Annotated in this window: 16 protein-coding genes; 13 read left to right on the plus strand and 3 right to left on the minus strand. The window is 70.2% G+C overall.

What is annotated here, in order from left to right:
- Window positions 1-44: 44 nt before the first annotated feature.
- The 5 genes from AACL56_RS19665 to AACL56_RS19685 all read left to right on the plus strand — a co-directional run bounded on the left by AACL56_RS19665 (window position 45) and on the right by AACL56_RS19685 (window position 5,714).
- Complete coding sequence (locus AACL56_RS19665) at window positions 45-539, plus strand: GNAT family N-acetyltransferase (protein ID WP_339091490.1); 495 nt, start codon at window positions 45-47, stop codon at window positions 537-539.
- Between the two features lie 64 nt (window positions 540-603).
- The gene (gene mutL / locus AACL56_RS19670) at window positions 604-2,520 is read left to right on the plus strand and encodes a DNA mismatch repair endonuclease MutL (protein ID WP_339091491.1); all 1,917 of its coding nucleotides are present in this window, start codon (window positions 604-606) and stop codon (window positions 2,518-2,520) included.
- A gap of 298 nt (window positions 2,521-2,818) precedes the next feature.
- Window positions 2,819-3,796 (plus strand): alpha/beta hydrolase, encoded by a 978-nt coding sequence (locus AACL56_RS19675; protein WP_425337029.1) that lies wholly within the window; start codon window positions 2,819-2,821, stop codon window positions 3,794-3,796.
- 227 nt (window positions 3,797-4,023) lie between these two features.
- Window positions 4,024-5,070 carry a tRNA (adenosine(37)-N6)-dimethylallyltransferase MiaA gene (gene miaA, locus AACL56_RS19680; protein WP_339091493.1) on the plus strand — a complete coding sequence of 349 codons (1,047 nt, stop codon included), beginning with the start codon at window positions 4,024-4,026 and terminating at the stop codon, window positions 5,068-5,070.
- On the plus strand, window positions 5,067-5,714 hold the full coding sequence (locus AACL56_RS19685) for an ABC transporter ATP-binding protein (RefSeq protein ID WP_339091494.1): 648 nt from the start codon (window positions 5,067-5,069) through the stop codon (window positions 5,712-5,714). Before miaA ends, AACL56_RS19685 begins: the two co-directional genes overlap by 4 nt.
- 9 nt (window positions 5,715-5,723) lie before the next feature.
- Here AACL56_RS19685 and AACL56_RS19690 read toward each other — a convergent pair whose 3' ends face one another.
- Window positions 5,724-6,698 (minus strand): threo-3-hydroxy-L-aspartate ammonia-lyase, encoded by a 975-nt coding sequence (locus AACL56_RS19690; protein WP_339091495.1) that lies wholly within the window; start codon window positions 6,696-6,698, stop codon window positions 5,724-5,726.
- Window positions 6,699-6,824: 126 nt separating this feature from the next.
- Between AACL56_RS19690 and AACL56_RS19695 the strand changes: the two genes are divergently transcribed.
- The 4 genes from AACL56_RS19695 (at window position 6,825) to AACL56_RS19710 (ending at window position 10,162) form a co-directional block, all read left to right on the plus strand.
- Entirely contained in the window at window positions 6,825-7,571 is a 747-nt protein-coding gene (locus AACL56_RS19695; RefSeq protein ID WP_339091496.1) for a GntR family transcriptional regulator, read from the plus strand.
- On the plus strand, window positions 7,568-8,452 hold the full coding sequence (locus AACL56_RS19700) for a phytanoyl-CoA dioxygenase family protein (protein ID WP_339091497.1): 885 nt from the start codon (window positions 7,568-7,570) through the stop codon (window positions 8,450-8,452). Before AACL56_RS19695 ends, AACL56_RS19700 begins: the two co-directional genes overlap by 4 nt.
- A 4-nt stretch (window positions 8,453-8,456) precedes the next feature.
- On the plus strand, window positions 8,457-9,818 hold the full coding sequence (locus AACL56_RS19705) for an NAD(P)H-dependent oxidoreductase (protein ID WP_339091498.1): 1,362 nt from the start codon (window positions 8,457-8,459) through the stop codon (window positions 9,816-9,818).
- A 170-nt stretch (window positions 9,819-9,988) separates the two neighbouring features.
- The gene (locus tag AACL56_RS19710) at window positions 9,989-10,162 is read left to right on the plus strand and encodes a hypothetical protein (protein ID WP_339091499.1); all 174 of its coding nucleotides are present in this window, start codon (window positions 9,989-9,991) and stop codon (window positions 10,160-10,162) included.
- Here the strand turns inward: AACL56_RS19710 and AACL56_RS19715 are convergent.
- Complete coding sequence (locus AACL56_RS19715) at window positions 10,149-10,871, minus strand: NUDIX hydrolase (protein WP_425337030.1); 723 nt, start codon at window positions 10,869-10,871, stop codon at window positions 10,149-10,151. The two genes, AACL56_RS19710 and AACL56_RS19715, sit on opposite strands and share 14 nt — an antisense overlap.
- A gap of 110 nt (window positions 10,872-10,981) precedes the next feature.
- On the opposite strand from AACL56_RS19715, the gene AACL56_RS19720 reads away from it, so the two are divergent.
- The 3 genes from AACL56_RS19720 to AACL56_RS19730 are packed head-to-tail and all read left to right on the plus strand — an operon-like array spanning window position 10,982 to window position 13,116.
- Window positions 10,982-11,605, plus strand: coding sequence for a DUF4291 domain-containing protein (locus AACL56_RS19720; RefSeq protein ID WP_339091500.1), 624 nt, complete (start codon window positions 10,982-10,984; stop codon window positions 11,603-11,605).
- Window positions 11,606-11,632: 27 nt separating this feature from the next.
- Complete coding sequence (locus AACL56_RS19725) at window positions 11,633-12,217, plus strand: NADAR family protein (RefSeq protein WP_339091501.1); 585 nt, start codon at window positions 11,633-11,635, stop codon at window positions 12,215-12,217.
- Complete coding sequence (locus AACL56_RS19730; protein ID WP_339091502.1) at window positions 12,214-13,116, plus strand: ADP-ribosylglycohydrolase family protein; 903 nt, start codon at window positions 12,214-12,216, stop codon at window positions 13,114-13,116. Before AACL56_RS19725 ends, AACL56_RS19730 begins: the two co-directional genes overlap by 4 nt.
- Window positions 13,117-13,129: 13 nt before the next feature.
- On the opposite strand, the gene AACL56_RS19735 is transcribed toward AACL56_RS19730, so the two are convergent.
- Complete coding sequence (locus AACL56_RS19735) at window positions 13,130-14,608, minus strand: serine hydrolase domain-containing protein (protein WP_339091503.1); 1,479 nt, start codon at window positions 14,606-14,608, stop codon at window positions 13,130-13,132.
- A 79-nt stretch (window positions 14,609-14,687) separates the two neighbouring features.
- Between AACL56_RS19735 and AACL56_RS19740 the strand changes: the two genes are divergently transcribed.
- Window positions 14,688-17,300 carry an FtsX-like permease family protein gene (locus tag AACL56_RS19740; protein ID WP_339091504.1) on the plus strand — a complete coding sequence of 871 codons (2,613 nt, stop codon included), beginning with the start codon at window positions 14,688-14,690 and terminating at the stop codon, window positions 17,298-17,300.
- Window positions 17,301-17,303 lie beyond the last annotated feature (3 nt).

Genomic DNA, 17,303 nt, shown 5'->3' on the forward strand with positions numbered 1-17,303 from the left:
CGCGGATTATCCTTGCTCGACCCGAACGCTTCCTGAATCACCCCATGCTGCACATACGCGCCGCCACCGAGGCCGACTGGCCGGCCCTCTGGTCCTTTCTCGAACCCACCTTCCGCCGCGGGGACACCTACACCTTCGCCACCGACGTCACCGAGCCCGAGGTCCGGCATGCCTGGATGACGCTGCCTGCCGGCACCTTCGTTGCCTGCGACGACCAGGGCGCGGTGCTCGGAACCTACGTCATCAAGCCCAACCAACCGGGCCACGGCGCGCACGTGAGCAACTGCGGCTACGTGGTGTCCGAAGCGGCCCGCGGCCTGGGCGTGGCGTCCGCGCTGTGCGAACACTCGCAGCAGGAAGCGCTGCGCATGGGGTTTCGCGCCATGCAGTTCAACTTCGTGGTGTCGACCAACGAAGGCGCGGTGCGCCTGTGGCGCAAGCTGGGCTTCGCCATCGTCGGCACGCTGCCCGGTGCGTTCAGGCATCCGCAGCACGGGTTCGTCGATGCGTACGTGATGTTCAAGCAGTTGCAGGCCTGAGCACCACCCGCGCACAAACGCCCTGCCTGAGCGCCGGGGACATGCCGCTTCTAGAATGCCCCCGGTGAGCGCCCTCCCCACTTCCCTCGCCCCCGTTCAACGCCGCCCGATCCGCGAGCTTCCCGACGAGCTGATCAGCCAGATCGCCGCCGGTGAAGTGGTCGAGCGGCCCGCTTCGGTGGTGCGCGAACTGCTCGACAACGCGCTGGACGCGGGCGCCAGCCACATCACGGTGCGGCTGGCTTCGGGCGGCGTGCGGCTCATTTCCGTCGAGGACGACGGCCTGGGCATTCCGCGCGAGGAGCTCACGGTGGCGCTGCGCCGCCATGCCACCAGCAAGATCGCCAGCCTGGACGACCTCGAGACGGTCGGCACCATGGGCTTCCGCGGCGAGGCGCTCGCCGCCATCAACGCGATCGCCGAACTCAGCATCCAGTCGCGCTTCACCGGCGCCGACACGGCGTTCGCGCTCGACGGCCGCACCGGCGAACTGCGGCCGGTTGCACGCGCCACCGGCACGACGGTCGAGGTGCGCGAGCTGTTCTTCGCCACGCCCGCGCGCCGCAAGTTCCTGAAGACCGACGCGACGGAGCTGGCACATTGCATCGAAGCCGTGCGCCGCCACGCCCTGGCGCGGCCCGAGGTGGGCTTCTCGGTCTGGCACGACGGCAAGCTGGTCGAGCAGTGGCGCGCCGCCACGGTGCGCGAGCAGCGCCTGGCCGACGCGCTGAGCGACGACTTCGTTTCCCAGAGCGTGCCCGTCGACCGCGCCGGCGGTGCCGTGCGCGTGGTGGGCCGCGCCGGCATTCCCGATGCGGCGCGCTCGCGCGGCGACCAGCAGTTCTTTTATGTCAACGGCCGCTTCGTGCGCGACAAGGTGCTGTCGCACGCGGTGCGCAGCGCCTACGAGGACGTGCTGCACGGCCAGCGCCAGCCGATCTACGCGCTGTATCTCGAGATCGACCCCGCGCGTGTGGACGTGAACGTGCACCCGACCAAGATCGAGGTTCGCTTTCGCGACGGCCGCGAGGTGCATCAGGCGGTGCGCCACGCCATCGAGGATGCGCTGGCGGCGCCACGCGCCGGCGACGCGGTGTTGCCATCGGCCGCGCAGCAGCCGTTCTTCAAGGAAACCCCGCTCCCGTCGAACGCGAGCTGGTCGCAGCCGGCGATGAATTTCGTGGCGCGGGAACGCGGCGCGGGCGATGCCGACGCCATGTGGCCCCAGTACACAGGCCGCACGGACTCCGCCGGATTTCTTCAGGAGGCCGGGCCCGCGCTGTGGTCCTCCCCGGCATCGGGTTCCGCCAGTTCTGCGCCGGCAGCCTTCAGTTCCGCGGCCGGCTCGCCCTCCAGCCCGGTCGCAGGCCCTGTGCCCCTCGCTACGAACGAAGAAGCCTGGCCGCTGGGCCGCGCGCTGGCGCAGTTGCAGGGCATCTATATCCTGGCGGAGAACAGCCAGGGCCTGGTGATCGTCGACATGCACGCGGCGCACGAGCGCATCGTCTACGAGCGGCTCAAGACGCAGCTCGACGGCGCGGCGATCAGCAGCCAGCCGCTTCTGATCCCGGCCACCTTCGCCGCCACGCCGCAGGAAGTGGCCACGGCCGAGGCCTGTGCGGCGGTGCTGACGACGCTGGGGCTGGAAATCACCCCGTTCTCGCCGCGCACGCTCGCGGTGCGCGCCGTGCCCGGAACGCTGGCAGACGGCGACCCGGTAGAGCTGGCGCGCAGCGTGCTGGCCGAACTGGGCCAGCACGACGCCAGCACCGTGGTTCAGCGCGCCCAGAACGAATTGCTGTCGACCATGGCCTGCCACGGCGCAGTGCGGGCCAACCGGAAGCTCACCATCGACGAGATGAACGCACTGTTACGCCAGATGGAAGCAACAGAACGTTCGGACCAGTGCAACCACGGCCGGCCGACGTGGCGGCAGCTGTCGATCCGGGAACTTGATTCGCTGTTCATGCGAGGCCGCTGAGCCCCGGCAGACCTGTTCCGGGCCTGTTTAGAGCGTGTTTGGGGTCGATTTCGGGCTGTAAACAGCCGATTTCGCACGTTTTTTAGCGTTTTTCAGCTGCCATCCCGGCGCGTTCGGTCGTTTTCTTCAGGGTTTTCCGCAGGGCTTCTCGCGTCATCGGGACGGCGGGCACGCACGTTGCATAGCTTCGTCAAAGCGCCAACGAGCGCTGTTTCGGGGGGTAACCAGGGTGCAACGTCGGCGCACCACGGTGAGTGCTAGTGAAACTTTTCGGCCGACTTCGCTGTCCCTCAACCCCATGATGAAACGCTGGACTCTCCTCGCGTCTGTCTTCTCGCTCTGTGCCCTGCTGGCCGCCGGTTGCTCGACGTTCGACGAGCAGCAGCGCGAATGGATCTTCCAGCCCAGCGACCGCAGCTGGGGCAACACCGCTTCCATGGCCCAGGGCATGGAAGACGTATGGATCGACTTCCAGTCGTCCCTCACGGGCGAGCCGGCCCGCCTGCACGGCCTGTGGCTGGGCGGCGCGCCCGAGACCACCGACACGCCCGTGCTGCTGTACCTGCACGGGGCCCGCTACAACGTGGCCGGCTCGGCGCCGCGCATCCAGCGCATGCACGAGCTGGGTTTCTCGGTGCTGGCCATCGACTACCGCGGCTTCGGCAAGAGCTCGAAGGGCCTGCCCTCCGAGGAATCGGCGCGCGAGGACGCCCGCGCCGCCTGGACCTGGCTGGCCGCGCGCCACCCCAAGCAGCACCGCTACATCTTCGGCCATTCGCTCGGCGGCGCCATCGGCATCGACCTGGCGGCGCATGTGAACGACGAGAGCGGCACGATTGTCGAAAGCACCTTCACGTCGATCGCCGACGTGGTCAGCGGCTTCAAGTGGGGCTGGCTGCCCTTCGCGCCGCTCATCACCCAGCGCTTCGAGGCGATCAACAAGGTCAAGGACATCGGCGCGCCGCTGCTCGTGGTGCACGGCACGGCCGACAGCCTCATCAACCCGACGCTGGGCCGCAAGCTCTACGACGCGGCCACGGTGCCCAAGCTGTTCGTGCTGGTCGAAGGCGGCTCGCACCACAACACCAACTCGGTCGGCGAGACGCAGTACCGCGCTGCACTCACGCAACTCTTCCGCATGAAGCCGGAGAACATGGTCGCCAGCAACGGCGGCGCCTCGCGCCCGACCCCGCGCCTCGCACCGCCGGCCGTCGGTGCGCTCACGCCGCAGGACGTGAGCGGCAAGGTGGAGCAACCCGCCCCCGCTGCGATCTGAGCTCTCTCGCTGGACCGGGGCCGGCCGGGCGCCGGGTTTGCACGCTTGAGGCCGACGTTTGGCCGTACGGTGCGCGAAACGCCTCCATCGCCGACGCCAACCCTTTGCCGCGGATCGCGACTGCCATGCGACCCGCGATGGCCGCGGGCAATGAGTTCATCAGGTTCAGCGACCGCAAGACCCGGGCCGGTGGCCGCCCTCGCGCCATTTGCTACCCTCGGCGCACCATGTCTCCCAGTTCCGTTCCGGCCGCCGGGGCCGCCACCCTGGCATCGCCGGGCGCTGCGCCCTCGTCCGCGCCTTCTTCCCCACCCCGCTACATCGCGCTGGCCGGACCCACCGCCTCCGGCAAGACCGCTGCCGCACTCGCCCTGGCGCGCCTGCGTCCGGTGGAGATCGTCTCGGTCGATTCGGCGCTGGTCTATCGAGGCATGGACGTCGGCACCGCCAAGCCCACGGCCGCCGAGCAGGCGGTGGCGCCGCACCACCTGATCGACATCCTCGACGCTGCCGAAAGCTACAACGCCGCAGCCTTCGTGGCCGACGCGGCGCGGCTCATCGAGGAGATCAACGCGCGCGGCGCGTTGCCGTTGCTGGTGGGCGGGACGATGCTGTACTTCAAGGCGCTGTTCGACGGCATCGACGCCATGCCCGCAGCCGACGCTGCCGTGCGGGCGCACATCGACGCCGATGCCGCCGCGCTCGGCTGGCCCGCCATGCATGCGCGGCTCGCGCAGGTCGACCCGGTCACGGCCGCGCGGCTCGCACCGCAGGACAGCCAGCGCATCCAGCGAGCGCTCGAGGTGTGGGCCAGCAGCGGCAAGCCGCTGTCGAGCTTCCATGCCAGCGGCAACAAGGCGGCCGGTGCCGTCGAAGGCGGCATGCTGTTCTCGCTGGAACCCGCCGATCGCGCCTGGCTGCACGGCCGCATCGCCGAGCGCTTCGACGCGATGCTCGCGGCCGGCTTCCTCGACGAGGTGCGTGCGCTGCGCGCGCGCGGCGACCTGTCGACCGACCTGCCCTCGATGCGCTGCGTCGGCTACCGGCAGGCCTGGGAAACGCTCGATGCCGCCAAAGACGCCGAGCCCGACGCGAAGGCCATGGCCGGGCTGCGCGAACGCGGCATCGCCGCCACGCGCCAGCTCGCCAAGCGGCAGATCACCTGGCTGCGCAGCATGCCGCAGCGCACAGTGATCGCCTGCGACGCCACCGATGCGGTGCAGACCGCCGTTCAACTCATGGCCCATGCCACACAAGCCAGGCACACCGGATGACGCTGCGCATTACCAACCTCGGCAAGCACTATGGCGAAGCACCGGTCTTCGAGAACGTCACGCTCACGGTCGAGCCCGGCGAGTTCGTCGCCATCGTGGGCGAATCGGGTGTCGGCAAATCGACGCTGCTGAACTGCATGGCCGGCCTCGACAGCTGGGACCAGGGCACGGTGACGCACGACGGCACCGACATCGGCGCGCTCGACGGCGAAGCCTGCGCGCTCTGGCGCCGGCGCCATGTGGGCTTCGTGTTCCAGGCCTTCCACGTGCTGCCGCACCTGGACGTGGCGCAGAACGTGTCGCTGCCGCTGATGCTGCAGGGCCGACAGGATGAGGGCCGCGTGGCGAAGATGCTCGACGCCGTCGGCCTGCCCGGCATGGGCGCACGGCTGCCGCAGACGCTGTCGGGCGGCCAGCTGCAGCGCGTGGCGATCGCGCGGGCGCTGGTGCACCGCCCCGCCCTGCTGCTCGCCGACGAGCCCACGGGCAACCTCGACCCCACGACCGCCGCGAAGGTGATGGACCTGCTCATCGGCCAGACCCGCGAGCATGGCGCCTCGCTGGTGCTGGTGACGCACTCCGAGAGCGCAGCGGCGCAGGCCGACCGCCTGCTGCACCTGACGGCCGGCGGAATCCGCGCCTGAGCCTGCCGGTTACTGCTGCGGCGCGATCAGTGCGGCAAAGCGCGACAGGTCGACGTTGCCGCCGCTGATGACGATGCCCACGCGCTTCCCCCGGATCGCCTGCGCCGCCGCGATGGCACCCGCGAACGCGAGGCAGCCGGTGGGCTCCACCACCATCTTCATGCGCTCGGCGAAGAAGCGCATGGCCTCCACGAGCTGCTCGTCGGTCACCGTGAAGATGTCGTCCACGTCGCGGCGGATGATGCCGAAGGTGTACTCGCCCAGGTACTGCGTCTGCGCGCCGTCGGCGATGGTCTTGGGCGTGGCGATGTGCACGATCTTCCCGCTGCGCAGCGACTGCTGGCCGTCGTTGCCGGCCTCGGGCTCCACGCCGTAGACCTTGCAGTCCGGCGACAGCGCGCGCGCCGAGAGCGCCGAGCCCGACAGCAGCCCGCCGCCGCCGAGGCACACGAACAGGTGGTCGAGCGGGCCGCCCTCCGCAGTCTGCTCGATCAGCTCCTTCACCGCCGTGCCCTGGCCGGTGAGCACGTCGGGGTGGTCGTAGGGCGGGATCATCGTCATGCCGCGCTCCTGCGCCAGCTTCTTCGTCAGCGCCTCGCGGTCCTCGGTGAAGCGGTCGTACATCACGACCTCTGCGCCATAGCCCTTGGTGGCGGCCACCTTGGCGGCCGGCGCGTCCTTGGGCATGACGATCACGGCCGGCATCGACAGCAGGCGCGCCGACAGCGCGATGGCCTGCGCGTGATTACCCGACGAGAAGGCGATGACGCCGCCCTTGCGCTGCGTGGCGTCGAACTTCGACAGTGCATTGAACGCGCCGCGGAACTTGAATGCGCCCATGCGCTGGAAGTTCTCGCACTTGAAGAAGAAGCTGGCGCCCCAGCGCTCGTCGGCGGTGGTCGATCGAAGCACCGGCGTGCGGTGGGCATGGCCTTCGAGCCGCGCGGCCGCGGCGACGACGTCGTCGTAGGTAGGTAGTTGCATGCGTCGAGCTTAGCGGCGGCTTGCAATTTTTTGCACCCCCGATGCGTAAAAACCCGGTATGCGCCGCAGCGCCGAACTCCGTACTCTGTATACAGAGTTCAGAAAAGCCGCCGCAAGGAGACAGCCATGCCCGCGCAGCTCGTCAGCATCGAAGTCGCTCCCGACCTGGTCGACCAGGTCCACCGCGTCCTGCTCGGCGCCATCAGCAGCGGCGCGCTCGCGCCGGGCGAGCGCATCACCCAGGAAGACATCGCGCAGCGTCTCTCGGTGTCGCGCCAGCCGGTGCTGCAGGCGCTGCGGCTGCTGAAGAAGGACGGCTTCGTGCGCGATGCGCCGGGCCGCGGCGTGCTGGTGGCGCCGCTGGAGGCCGAGGCGATGCGCAAGGTCTACCAGGTTCGCGGCGCGCTCGACGTGCTGGCCGCACGGCTGGCAGCAGAGCAGCGTTTTCGCATCGACGCCAGACTCATCGAACGCGGCCGGCGCGCCGCGCGAGGGCGCAACGTGGAGGCCATGATCGATGCCGACGTGGCCTTCCACCAGGCCATCTACGAGGCCTCCGGCAATCCGCTGATCGGCCAGAGCGCCGCGTTGCACTGGCGCCACCTGCGCAGGGCCATGGGCGCGGTGCTGCAGGCCGAGCCGCAGCGCGAGTCGCTGTGGGACGAACACGAAGCCATTGCCGAGGCGATTGCCGCCGGCCACGTGGAACGCGCCGCGCGCCTGAGCGAGGAGCACGTCTCGCAGGCCAGCGAGGCACTGAGCGAAAGGCTTTCGCAGCAACTCGCGAGCGCTGCGTCCGCTGCGTCCGCTGCGTCCGCTGCGTCCCGGTCCACCCCGCAGACCACCCCGCGAAAAAAAGGAGACAAGGCATGAAGCTGACCCCCGAGCAACGCGCGCAGTTCGAGCGCGATGGCTATCTGTTCTTTCCCGGCCACTTTTCGGCCGAAGAAACCAGGGTGCTGACAGACGCGGTGCCCGCGCTGTACGCCAGGCGCGAAGCCTTCAATGTGCGCGAAAAAGGCTCCGACGCGGTGCGCACGAACTTCGCGGCGCACCTCATCAGCGAGCCCTTCGCGCGGCTGGCGCGGCATCCGCGCATGGTGGGCCCGGTGACCGACCTCTTCGAGGAGGAGGTCTACATGCACCAGTTCAAGATCAACGGCAAGATGGCCTTCGAAGGCGACGTGTGGCAATGGCACCAGGACTACGGCACCTGGCTCAACGACGACCTGATGCCCACCGAGCGCGCGATGAACGTCGCGATCTTCCTCGACGACGTGAACGAGCACAACGGCCCGCTGATGTTCATCCCGGGCAGCCACCGCAAGGGCGTGGTGGACGCGAAGCACGATCTGACCACCACCAGCTACCCGCTGTGGACGGTCGACAACGAACTGATCGGCCAGCTGGTGGACCGCGCCGGCGGCAAGCACGGCGGCATCGTCTCGCCCAAGGGGCCGGCCGGCTCGATGATCCTTTTCCACAGCTGCCTGGTGCATGCCTCGGGCAGCAACCTGTCGCCCTTCAACCGCGTGGCGGTGTACCTGAGCCTGTGCGCGGTCAGCAACCACATCCGCCGGCACAAGCGGCCCGAGTACATCGCGCACCGCGACTTCACCCCGATCGAGATGCTGCCGGACGACTGCCTGCTGAAGCCCTACCCGGTCGACGTGCCGTGGAAGAACGGCCTGCCCGACAGCGCGCTGCAGACCTCGCTCGACGTTCTCGGCGCGCGCGCGGCGGCGGAGGCCTGACCCCATGAGCCTGCACACCCGCCTGCAACAGCGCGCCGCCGAAGGCCGCCCCATCCGCATCGGCCTGATCGGCGCCGGCAAGTTCGGCGCGATGTACCTCGCGCAGATCCCGCGCACGCCCGGCGTCCAGCTGGTGGCCATCGCCGACCTCTCGCCCGACGCGGCCCGCGTCAACCTCGAGCGCGTGGGCTGGCAGCCCGAACGAGCAGCAGCCGCCTCGGCGCAGGAGGCGCTGAAAAACGGCACCACCTGGATCACCGACGACTGGCAGGCGGTGACGCGCGAGCCCGCCATCGACATCGTGGTCGAGTGCACCGGCAACCCCATCGCCGCGGTCGACCATTGCCTGGACGCCTTCGCGCACGGGAAGCACGTGGTGAACGTGACCGTGGAGGCCGACGCCTTCTGCGGTCCGCTGCTCGCGCACAAGGCTCAGCAGGCCGGCGTGGTCTATTCGCTGGCCTTCGGCGACCAGCCGGCGCTGATCTGCGACCTCGTCGACTGGGCGCGCACCTGCGGCTTTCCGGTGGTGGCGGCCGGGCGCGGCCACAAGTGGCTGCCGCACTTCACCGAGTCGACGCCCGAGACGGTATGGGGCAACTACGGCCTGACGCCCGAGCAGGCGAAGCGCGGCGGACTCAACCCGAAGATGTTCAACAGCTTCCTCGACGGCTCGAAGCCGTCGATCGAAAGCTCGGCCGTCGCCAACGCCACCGGCCTCACGGTGCCCTCGGACGGCCTGCTGTATCCGCCGGCGAGCGTGGAAGACATCCCCTTCGTCACGCGCCCCAGGAGCGAAGGCGGCATGCTGGAGCGCAAGGGCATGGTCGAGGTGGTGTCGTCGCTGGAGGCCGACGGCCGCAGGATCCCGTACGACATCCGCATGGGCGTATGGGTCACGGTCGAGGGCGAAACCGACTACATCCGGAACTGCTTTGAGGAATACAACGCCCACACCGATCCGAGCGGGCGCTACTTCACGCTGTACAAGCGCTGGCACCTGATCGGGCTCGAAGTGGGCGTGTCGGTCGCCAGCGTGGCGCTGCGCGGCGAGGCGACCGGCGTGGCCACCTGCTGGAACGCCGACGTGGTGGCCACCGCCAAGCGCGACCTGGCCGCGGGCGAGATGCTCGACGGCGAAGGCGGCTACACGGTCTGGGGCAAGCTGCTGCCCGCCGAGCGCTCGCTGCGCCTGGGCGGCCTGCCGCTCGGGCTGGCGCACAACGTGAAGCTGGTGCGGCCGGTGAAGAAGGGGCAGAGCCTGTGCTGGGCCGACGTGGCGATCGACACGGGCACAGGTGCCTACAGGCTGCGCCAGGAGCTGGAGGCGATGTTCACGCCGGCGGTGCAGGCCAGGGCCGCCTGAGCGCCGGCCTGCCGAGCCACCGGGGCCGCAGGGAAAGGCGCCATTGCGCGCGGCGGCCAACAGCGAAAAAATATTCTGCCCGGCACGGCGCGTCCGTGTCGAAATGACCGCCGGCGGGCCGTCATTGTGGTGAACGATCCTGCTCAGCTTCTACCTGACGGAGAGACACCATGCAGTACATGTTGATGTTCTACCAGCCCGCTTCCGAATTCGAACAGCGCGAGGACGCCGCCTCGCAGCGAGCGCGCGATCGGTCTGAGCACCAGCGCGGTGGTGCGGGCCTACCTGCACGCCATGTCGGCCCGCCTCTGAGCGCGGGCCGGGCCCGCGCTACTTCGCGTTGAAGGTGCGCGGAAAAAGCGCCGCCTGCGAGCGGTCGCGCAGCCGGTAGCTCATGGCCGGCCGCCCGAGGCTGCCGCCGGCCATGCCGGCCTCCTCCATGAAGTCGCCGTCGAGCATGCGCTTGCGAAAGGCGCTCTTGTCGATGTCGCGGCCCAGCACGACCTCGTAGGTGTGCTGCAGGGCCGGCAGCGTGAACGGTTCCTCGAGCAGGAAGGCCGGCAGCGATGTGTACTCGACCTTGCTGCGCAGCCGCGCGACGGCCGCGCCGAGCAGTTCGCCGTGGTCGAAGGCCAGGCGCTTGCGAGAGGCGGCATCGACCTCGAACCACGCCACCTCGGCGGCGTTGGCGCCGCTGCGCAACTGCATCGCCTGCGCCGGGATCAGGGCGTAGAAGCAGTGCGTGGCCGACCAGCCGCGCGGGTCGCGATGCGCCCCGCCCCAACTGCCGAGCTGCTCGAGGTAGGGCGCGGCCACGCCGGTCTTCTCGTGCAGCTTGCGCAACGCGCAGTCGAGCAGCGTGGCGTCCTCATCGATGTTCACGAAGCCGCCCGGCAGGGCCCACTTGCCCGGAAAGGGCTCCCTTCTATCGGCCGGGCGCTTCACCAGCAGCACCTGCAGCGCGTCGTCGAGCACGGTGAACATGACCACGTCGACCGTGACCAGCGGGCGGGGAAAGGTCAGGGGATGAAAGCTGGGCAGTGGCGTGTTCACGGAATGGCTTGACTCGCGGTTGATTAGTTGTACTATACAACCCTCGATTAGTTGTACAGAACAACTTACATCGAGAGCAAGACCACAAGAATTACAAAGAAGGAAAGCCAATGAGCATTGCTGTCACACCTCTTCCCACCGAGCGGCACATCGCGCAACGCGCGCGCTGGCCACGGAGCGGGCAACACATCCTGGCCCACCACGACGCCAGTTCGGTCGTCGTGTACCAGGCCTACCGCCCCGCCATCGGCGAGTACGCCATCCGCCACGGCCGGCTCGACGGGCCCGACTTCAGCCTTTCGCGGATGAGCTGGATCAAGCCCAACTTCCTCTGGATGATGTATCGCTCCGGCTGGGGCACCAAGGAAGGCCAGGAGGTCACGCTGGGCCTGCGGTTGCGCCGCGCGTTCTTCGAACGCCTGGTGCGCGAGGCCGTGCCGTCGACTTTCGATGCGCTCGACTACCCGAGCCGCGAGGCATGGCAGGAAGCCGTCGGCCGCTCCGAGGTGCGGCTGCAGTGGGACCCCGACCATTCGCCGCGCGGCGGCAAGCTGGAGCGCCGCGCGATCCAGCTGGGCCTGCGCGGGCGCACCCTGGCGGCCTTCGCACACGAGGAACTGCTGGAGGTCATCGACATGCGCGCCTTCGTGGACGCACAGCGCCCGCTCGCGAACGACGACGACGACCCCGCGCTGCAACTGCCGGTGGAGCATGTGCTCGACATCGGCGCCTGAGACACCGGAGAGAAGGAGAGAGAAGAAATGACGACGACGAACGCACCGCACCAGGCCGGCACGCCGCGCAGCACGCGCGACCTGCCCGCCTACTTCGCGCAAGGCCACCGCCCCGCATACCTGCTTTTCTGGGGCCACCAGGCGCCGAAGACCGGCGTGAACAAGAGCTGCTTCAGCCAGTGGTTCGAGGCCGGGTTCAAGGTCGCCGGCGTCGGCTACCGCACGGCCGAGCACTTCATGATGGCCGGCAAGGCACGCCTGTTCGGCGACCAGGAAACCTGCGAACGCATCCTCGCGGCGCGCACGCCCGGCGAAGCCAAGAAGCTCGGCCGCCAGATCCGCGGGTTCGACGAAACCGCATGGGTGGACGCGCGCCTCGACATCGTCACGCGCGGCAACATCGCGAAGTTCGCGCAGAACCCCGCGCTCGGCGCGTTCCTGCTCGGCACGGGCGACCAGGTGCTGGTGGAAGCCAGCCCGGTCGATCCGATCTGGGGCATCGGCCTCGCCGCCACCGACCCTGCCGCGCAGGACCCGCGCGAGTGGAAAGGCCTGAACCTGCTCGGCTTCGCGCTGATGGCCGCGCGCGATGCGCTGGGGCAGCCGCAATGAACCGCATCGATCGTTATCGCGGCTGTCTGCTCGGCCTGGCTTGCGGCGACGCCGTGGGCACCACGGTCGAGTTCAGCCCGCGCGGCAGCTTCGCGCCCGTGACCGGCATGCACGGCGGCGGGCCGTTCGGCCTGACGGCGGGCGAATGGACCGACGACACCTCGATGGCGCTGTGCCTCGCGGCCAGCCTCATCCACTGCGAAGGCTTCGATGCGGTCGACCAGATGAACCGCTACTGCAACTGGCGCAGCGTGGGCTACATGAGCAGCACGGGCAGTTGCTTCGACATCGGCACGACGGTGTCGGGTGCGCTCACCCGCTACCTCGCGTCCGGCGGTCCGTTCGCGGGAGACCCTCACCCGCGCACGGCAGGCAACGGCGCGCTGATGCGGCTCGCGCCCGTGCCGATGTTCTACGCGGCCGATGCCCAGGCCACCTGGCGGCAGGCCGGTGAGAGCACGCGCACCACGCACGGTGCGCTCGAAGCCATCGAGTGCTCGCAACTCTTCGCGCTGCAGTTGCGCGCGGCGCTGCACGGCGAAAGCAAGTCGGCGATTCTCTCGACCGCACCGCTGGCCCCGTTGAGCGGCAAGGTCGCCGGGCTGGCGCGCGGCGACCACGCCGCGAAACCGCTTGCGCAGATCAAGGGCTCGGGCTACTGCGTCGAGTCGCTCGAAGCGGCGCTTTGGTGCTTCGCCCACACCGGCTCGTTCGAGGAAGCCGTGCTGGCCGCCACCAACCTGGGCGACGACGCCGACACCACCGCGGCCATCTGCGGCCAGCTCGCGGGCGCCTTCTACGGGGTGGACGGCATTCCGCAGGACTGGCGCGACAAGCTCGCGATGCACGGCGAGATCCAGCGCATGGCCGACCGGCTGCTGGCGCTCGCCGGCGGTTGATGGCGCCAGCAGCCTACTGCGGCTGCACGGCAGCCGGTTCTCCGGTGCGCCGCGCCTCGAGCTGGCTGCCGCCCTGCGCCAGCGTGACGCCGACCACCGCATTGCGCGCGTCGCGGTGGAACTGCAGCTGCGCGCCGATGGCCGCCACCGCGAAGCGGTCGTTGCCGGTGGGCGTGAGCGCGTTGTAGCCGCGCCCCGTTTCGCGCACCAGCAGCCTGCCGCTGCGCACGCTGAAGACCAGCGCCTTGTTCCTGCCGACGCGGAACTCGCCCTTGTAGTCGTCCAGTCGCGCGGGATCGAGCTGCACTTCGGTCGTCTCCACCGGATAGCGGCTCTTGCCGATGGCCAGCATGACGGACTGCATCGGCGCGCGCGCATTGCTGCTGAGCACGATCAGCGCCTCGCCGGTGTCCGGCGCCAGCAGCCACAGCGTGCGGTAGCCCTCGGTCAGGCCCGCGTGCCAGTAGGTGCGGCGCCCGCCCTCGGCGCCGCGCACCATCACCGCGTAGCCGATCTGCGCGCCCTCGTAGCGCGCCAGCGGCGTGAGCATGCGCACGGCGGCAGGGCCCAGCGGGCCGGCAGCACCCGACAGCACCGCGCGGCTGAAGGTCAGCATGTCGGCGGCGGTGGAGCGCAGCGCGCTGGCCGGCGCGTAGGCCAGCATGTCGAACAGCGGCTGCCGGCGGTCGCCCGCGAAGGCCGGCGCCATCCGCGAGGCCTTGTCGCCGAGCGGGATGACGGTGTCGTTCATGCCCAGCGGCTCGGTGATGCGCGCACGCACCAGTTCGCCCCATGACGTGCCGTAGCGCTCGGCCAGCAGCTGGCCGAGCAAGGCCATGCCGAAGTTGCTGTAGGCGGCCTCGCAAGGCGGCGCAGCGGCCGTGAGCCTGATGCGCGCGAGCGCCGCCCAGAACATGGGCTTGTCGAAGGTGCGGAACTGCTCGGCCAGCGGCGCGCCACCTGTCACGCCGTCCGCCATCACGGGCATGCAGCCGGTGTGCGTGACCAGTTGCCGCAGCGTGACCGAGGCCACCGCAGGCGACAGCCCGCCGGACTTGAAGTCGGCCTGCACGTCGGCCTTGCCGGCCAGCATCCGGCCCACGGTGTCATCGAGCTTCAGTTCGCCGCGCTCCACTGCCTGCGCGAGCAGCAGGCCGGTGAACACCTTGGTGACCGAGCCGATCTCGAACATGGGCTGCTCGGCGCTGCTGGCAGCCAGCGGTCGCGGCGCGGCCGGCGGCTCGGGGTTGTACGCGGCGCCAAAGCTCGCCTGCCCGTTGCGCAGCGTGCCCACCACCAGCGTTCCGCGCTCGGCGCCCAGCGCGGCCCTGGCCAGCACCGCGGGCTCGGTGGCCAGCGTCAGGGACTTCTGCGATTGCTGCGATTGCTGCGGCTGCGCGGCCACGTTGCCGGCCAGCAGCGGCGCGCAGAGGGAGGCCGTGAGCCAGGCCGCAAGGCCGCGGCGGTACAGGTCGGAGGGCAGCAGCCTCATCGTCGGATTCCTCGGGCATCGCAGAGGCGCCATGGTGCCACGCCTGTGCGACCTTTCGCGCACCGCCACAATCAGCCCCATGCGCGCATTGCTCACCACCTTCTCCTGGCAGGAACTCCGTCACCATCCCTGGCGCAATGCAGCGGCCGTGCTGGCGGTGATGCTGGGCGTGGCGCTGGCGTTCTCGGTGCAATTGATCAACGCCTCCGCGCTCGACGAGTTCTCGAGCGCCGTGCGCTCGGTGAACGGCCAGCCCGACCTCGAGGTGCGCGCCGTGCAGGGCGGCTTCGACGAGGCCGTGTTCGCGACACTGGCACGGCAGCCCCAGGTGACGCTGGCGAGCCCCGTGGTGGAGTTCCAGGGCCTGGCGTTGGCCGGAGAGCGGCAGGTGCCGATGCGCGTGATCGGCATCGATGCGCTGGTGCTGCCGACCATCGCGCCCGCACTGATGCCGCAGGCGGCGACCGGCGCCGACCGCTTCGCGCTGTTCGCGCCCGACCAGGTGTTCCTCAACGCCGCGGCGCGCAGCGCGCTCGGCCTGCCGGCGGAAGCGCCCACGGCCGGCGGCGGCACGGCCGAGACCGTGCAGCTGCGCAGCGGCGATGCGTGGCACAGGCTCGCCGTGGCCGGTCACGTCGCCGCGGGCGGCACGGCGCTCGCGGTGATGGACATCGCGGCCGCGCAGGACCTCTTCGGCCAGGGCGGTCGGCTCAGCCGCATCGACCTGCGCCTCGCGCCCGGCACCGACCGCGCCACCTTCATGGCCACGCTGCAGAAGTCGCCCGGCTGGCCTGCCGGCGTGCAGTTCGCCGAGCCGGGTGATGCGGCCGAGCGCGTGAGCAACCTGTCGCGCGCCTACCGCGTCAACCTCACCGTGCTGGCGCTGGTGGCGCTGTTCACGGGTGCGTTCCTGGTGTTCTCGGTGCTCGCGCTCAGCGTGGCCAAGCGCGCGCAGCAGTTCGCGCTGCTCGGCGTGCTCGGCCTCACGCCGCACGAGCGGCTCCGGCTGGTGCTGGCCGAATCGCTGGTGCTGGGCCTGATCGGCAGCATCGCCGGCCTGGCGCTGGGCACCGCGCTGGCGGCCTTCGCACTGAAGGTGCTCGGCGGCGACCTCGGCGGCGGCTACTTCGAAGGCGTCGCACCCACCCTGCACTGGAGCGCGGGCGCCGCGCTGCTCTACGGCGGCCTCGGCGTCGTCGCCGCGCTGGTCGGCGGCTGGTGGCCCGCGCGCGCCGCGCAGGCGCTGCCCGAGGCGCAGACCCTCAAGGGCCTGGGCGCCGCGCCCACGCAAGGCAACAGCCAGTGGCTGGCCCTCGGACTGATCGCGCTCGGCGCGTTGCTGGCCAACGTACCCGCCATCGGCGGCATTCCGGTGGCGGCGTACCTGTCGGTGGCCTGCCTGCTGGTGGGCGGCATCACTGCCCTGCCCTGGCTCATCGCGCTGCTGTACGACCGCATCGCCCCGCTGTTCGCGCACCGCGTGCTGCCGATGCTCGCCGTGGAGCGCGCGCGGCGCATGCGCGGCACCGCGGCCGTGGCGGTCAGCGGCGTGGTGGCCAGCCTGAGCCTGGCCGTCGCGCTCACCGTGATGGTCGCGAGCTTTCGCGACTCCGTGACGCAGTGGCTCGACGTCGTGCTGCCCGCCGACCTGTACGTGCGCGCCACATCGGGCGGCCGCAGCAGCAACACCGGCAGCAGCAGCAGCACCGACACCGCCACCTTCGCACCGGCCTTCGTGCAGGCGCTGTCGCAGTTGCCCGGCGTGGCGCGCACCGGCACGCTGCGCGCGCAGTCGCTGCAGCTCGACGCCGCGCGGCCCGCCGTGGCGCTCATCGCGCGCAGCCTCGAAGGCGGCGCCACACAGTCGCTGCCGCTGGTCGGCGACGCGGTGCCCGTGCCCGAGGGCGCGATCGGCATCTATGTGAGCGAGCCCATGGTCGAGCTGTACGGCGCGAAGCCCGGCACCGCGTTCGCGCCGCTGTCGGATGCGATGGGCCTGCCGGCGTCGTCGGGGAAGCCGCAGGTGTTCTTCGTCGCCGGCGTGTGGCGCGACTACGCACGGCAGTTCGGCGCCATCACCATGGACGCGCGCGACTACGAACGCATCACCGGCGAGCGCAACGTGAGCGACGTGGCCCTCTGGCTTGCGCCAGGCGCCTCCGAAGGCCAGGTGCAGGCATCGGTGCGCGCACTGGCGGCGAAGCAGGGCGACGGCTCTGCCGAGTCCGTGGAGATCGCATCGGTCGGCCAGATCCGCGTGACCTCGCTGCGCATCTTCGACCGCAGCTTTGCCGTCACCTACTGGCTGCAGGCCGTGGCGATCGCCATCGGCCTGTTCGGCATCGCCGCGAGCTTCAGCGCGCAGGTGCTCGCCCGGCGCAAGGAGTTCGGCCTGCTCGCGCACCTGGGCTTCACGCGGCGGCAGGTGCTGGCGGTGGTGGCGGGCGAAGGCGCGGCATGGACGGCCATCGGCGCCGTCGCGGGCCTGGGACTCGGGCTGGCCGTGTCGGTGGTGCTGGTGAAGGTGGTCAACCCGCAGAGCTTCCACTGGAGCATGGACCTGCTGGTGCCGTGGGAGCGCCTGCTGGTGCTGTGCGGCGCGGTGGTGGCCGCCGGCACCGTCACGGCCTGGCTCGCGGGCCGCGCCGCCGCGGGCAAGGACGTGGTGCTGGCGGTGAAGGAAGACTGGTAGGCG

This window comes from Variovorax paradoxus, from assembly GCF_902712855.1.
Classification (GTDB): domain Bacteria; phylum Pseudomonadota; class Gammaproteobacteria; order Burkholderiales; family Burkholderiaceae_C; genus Variovorax; species Variovorax paradoxus_Q.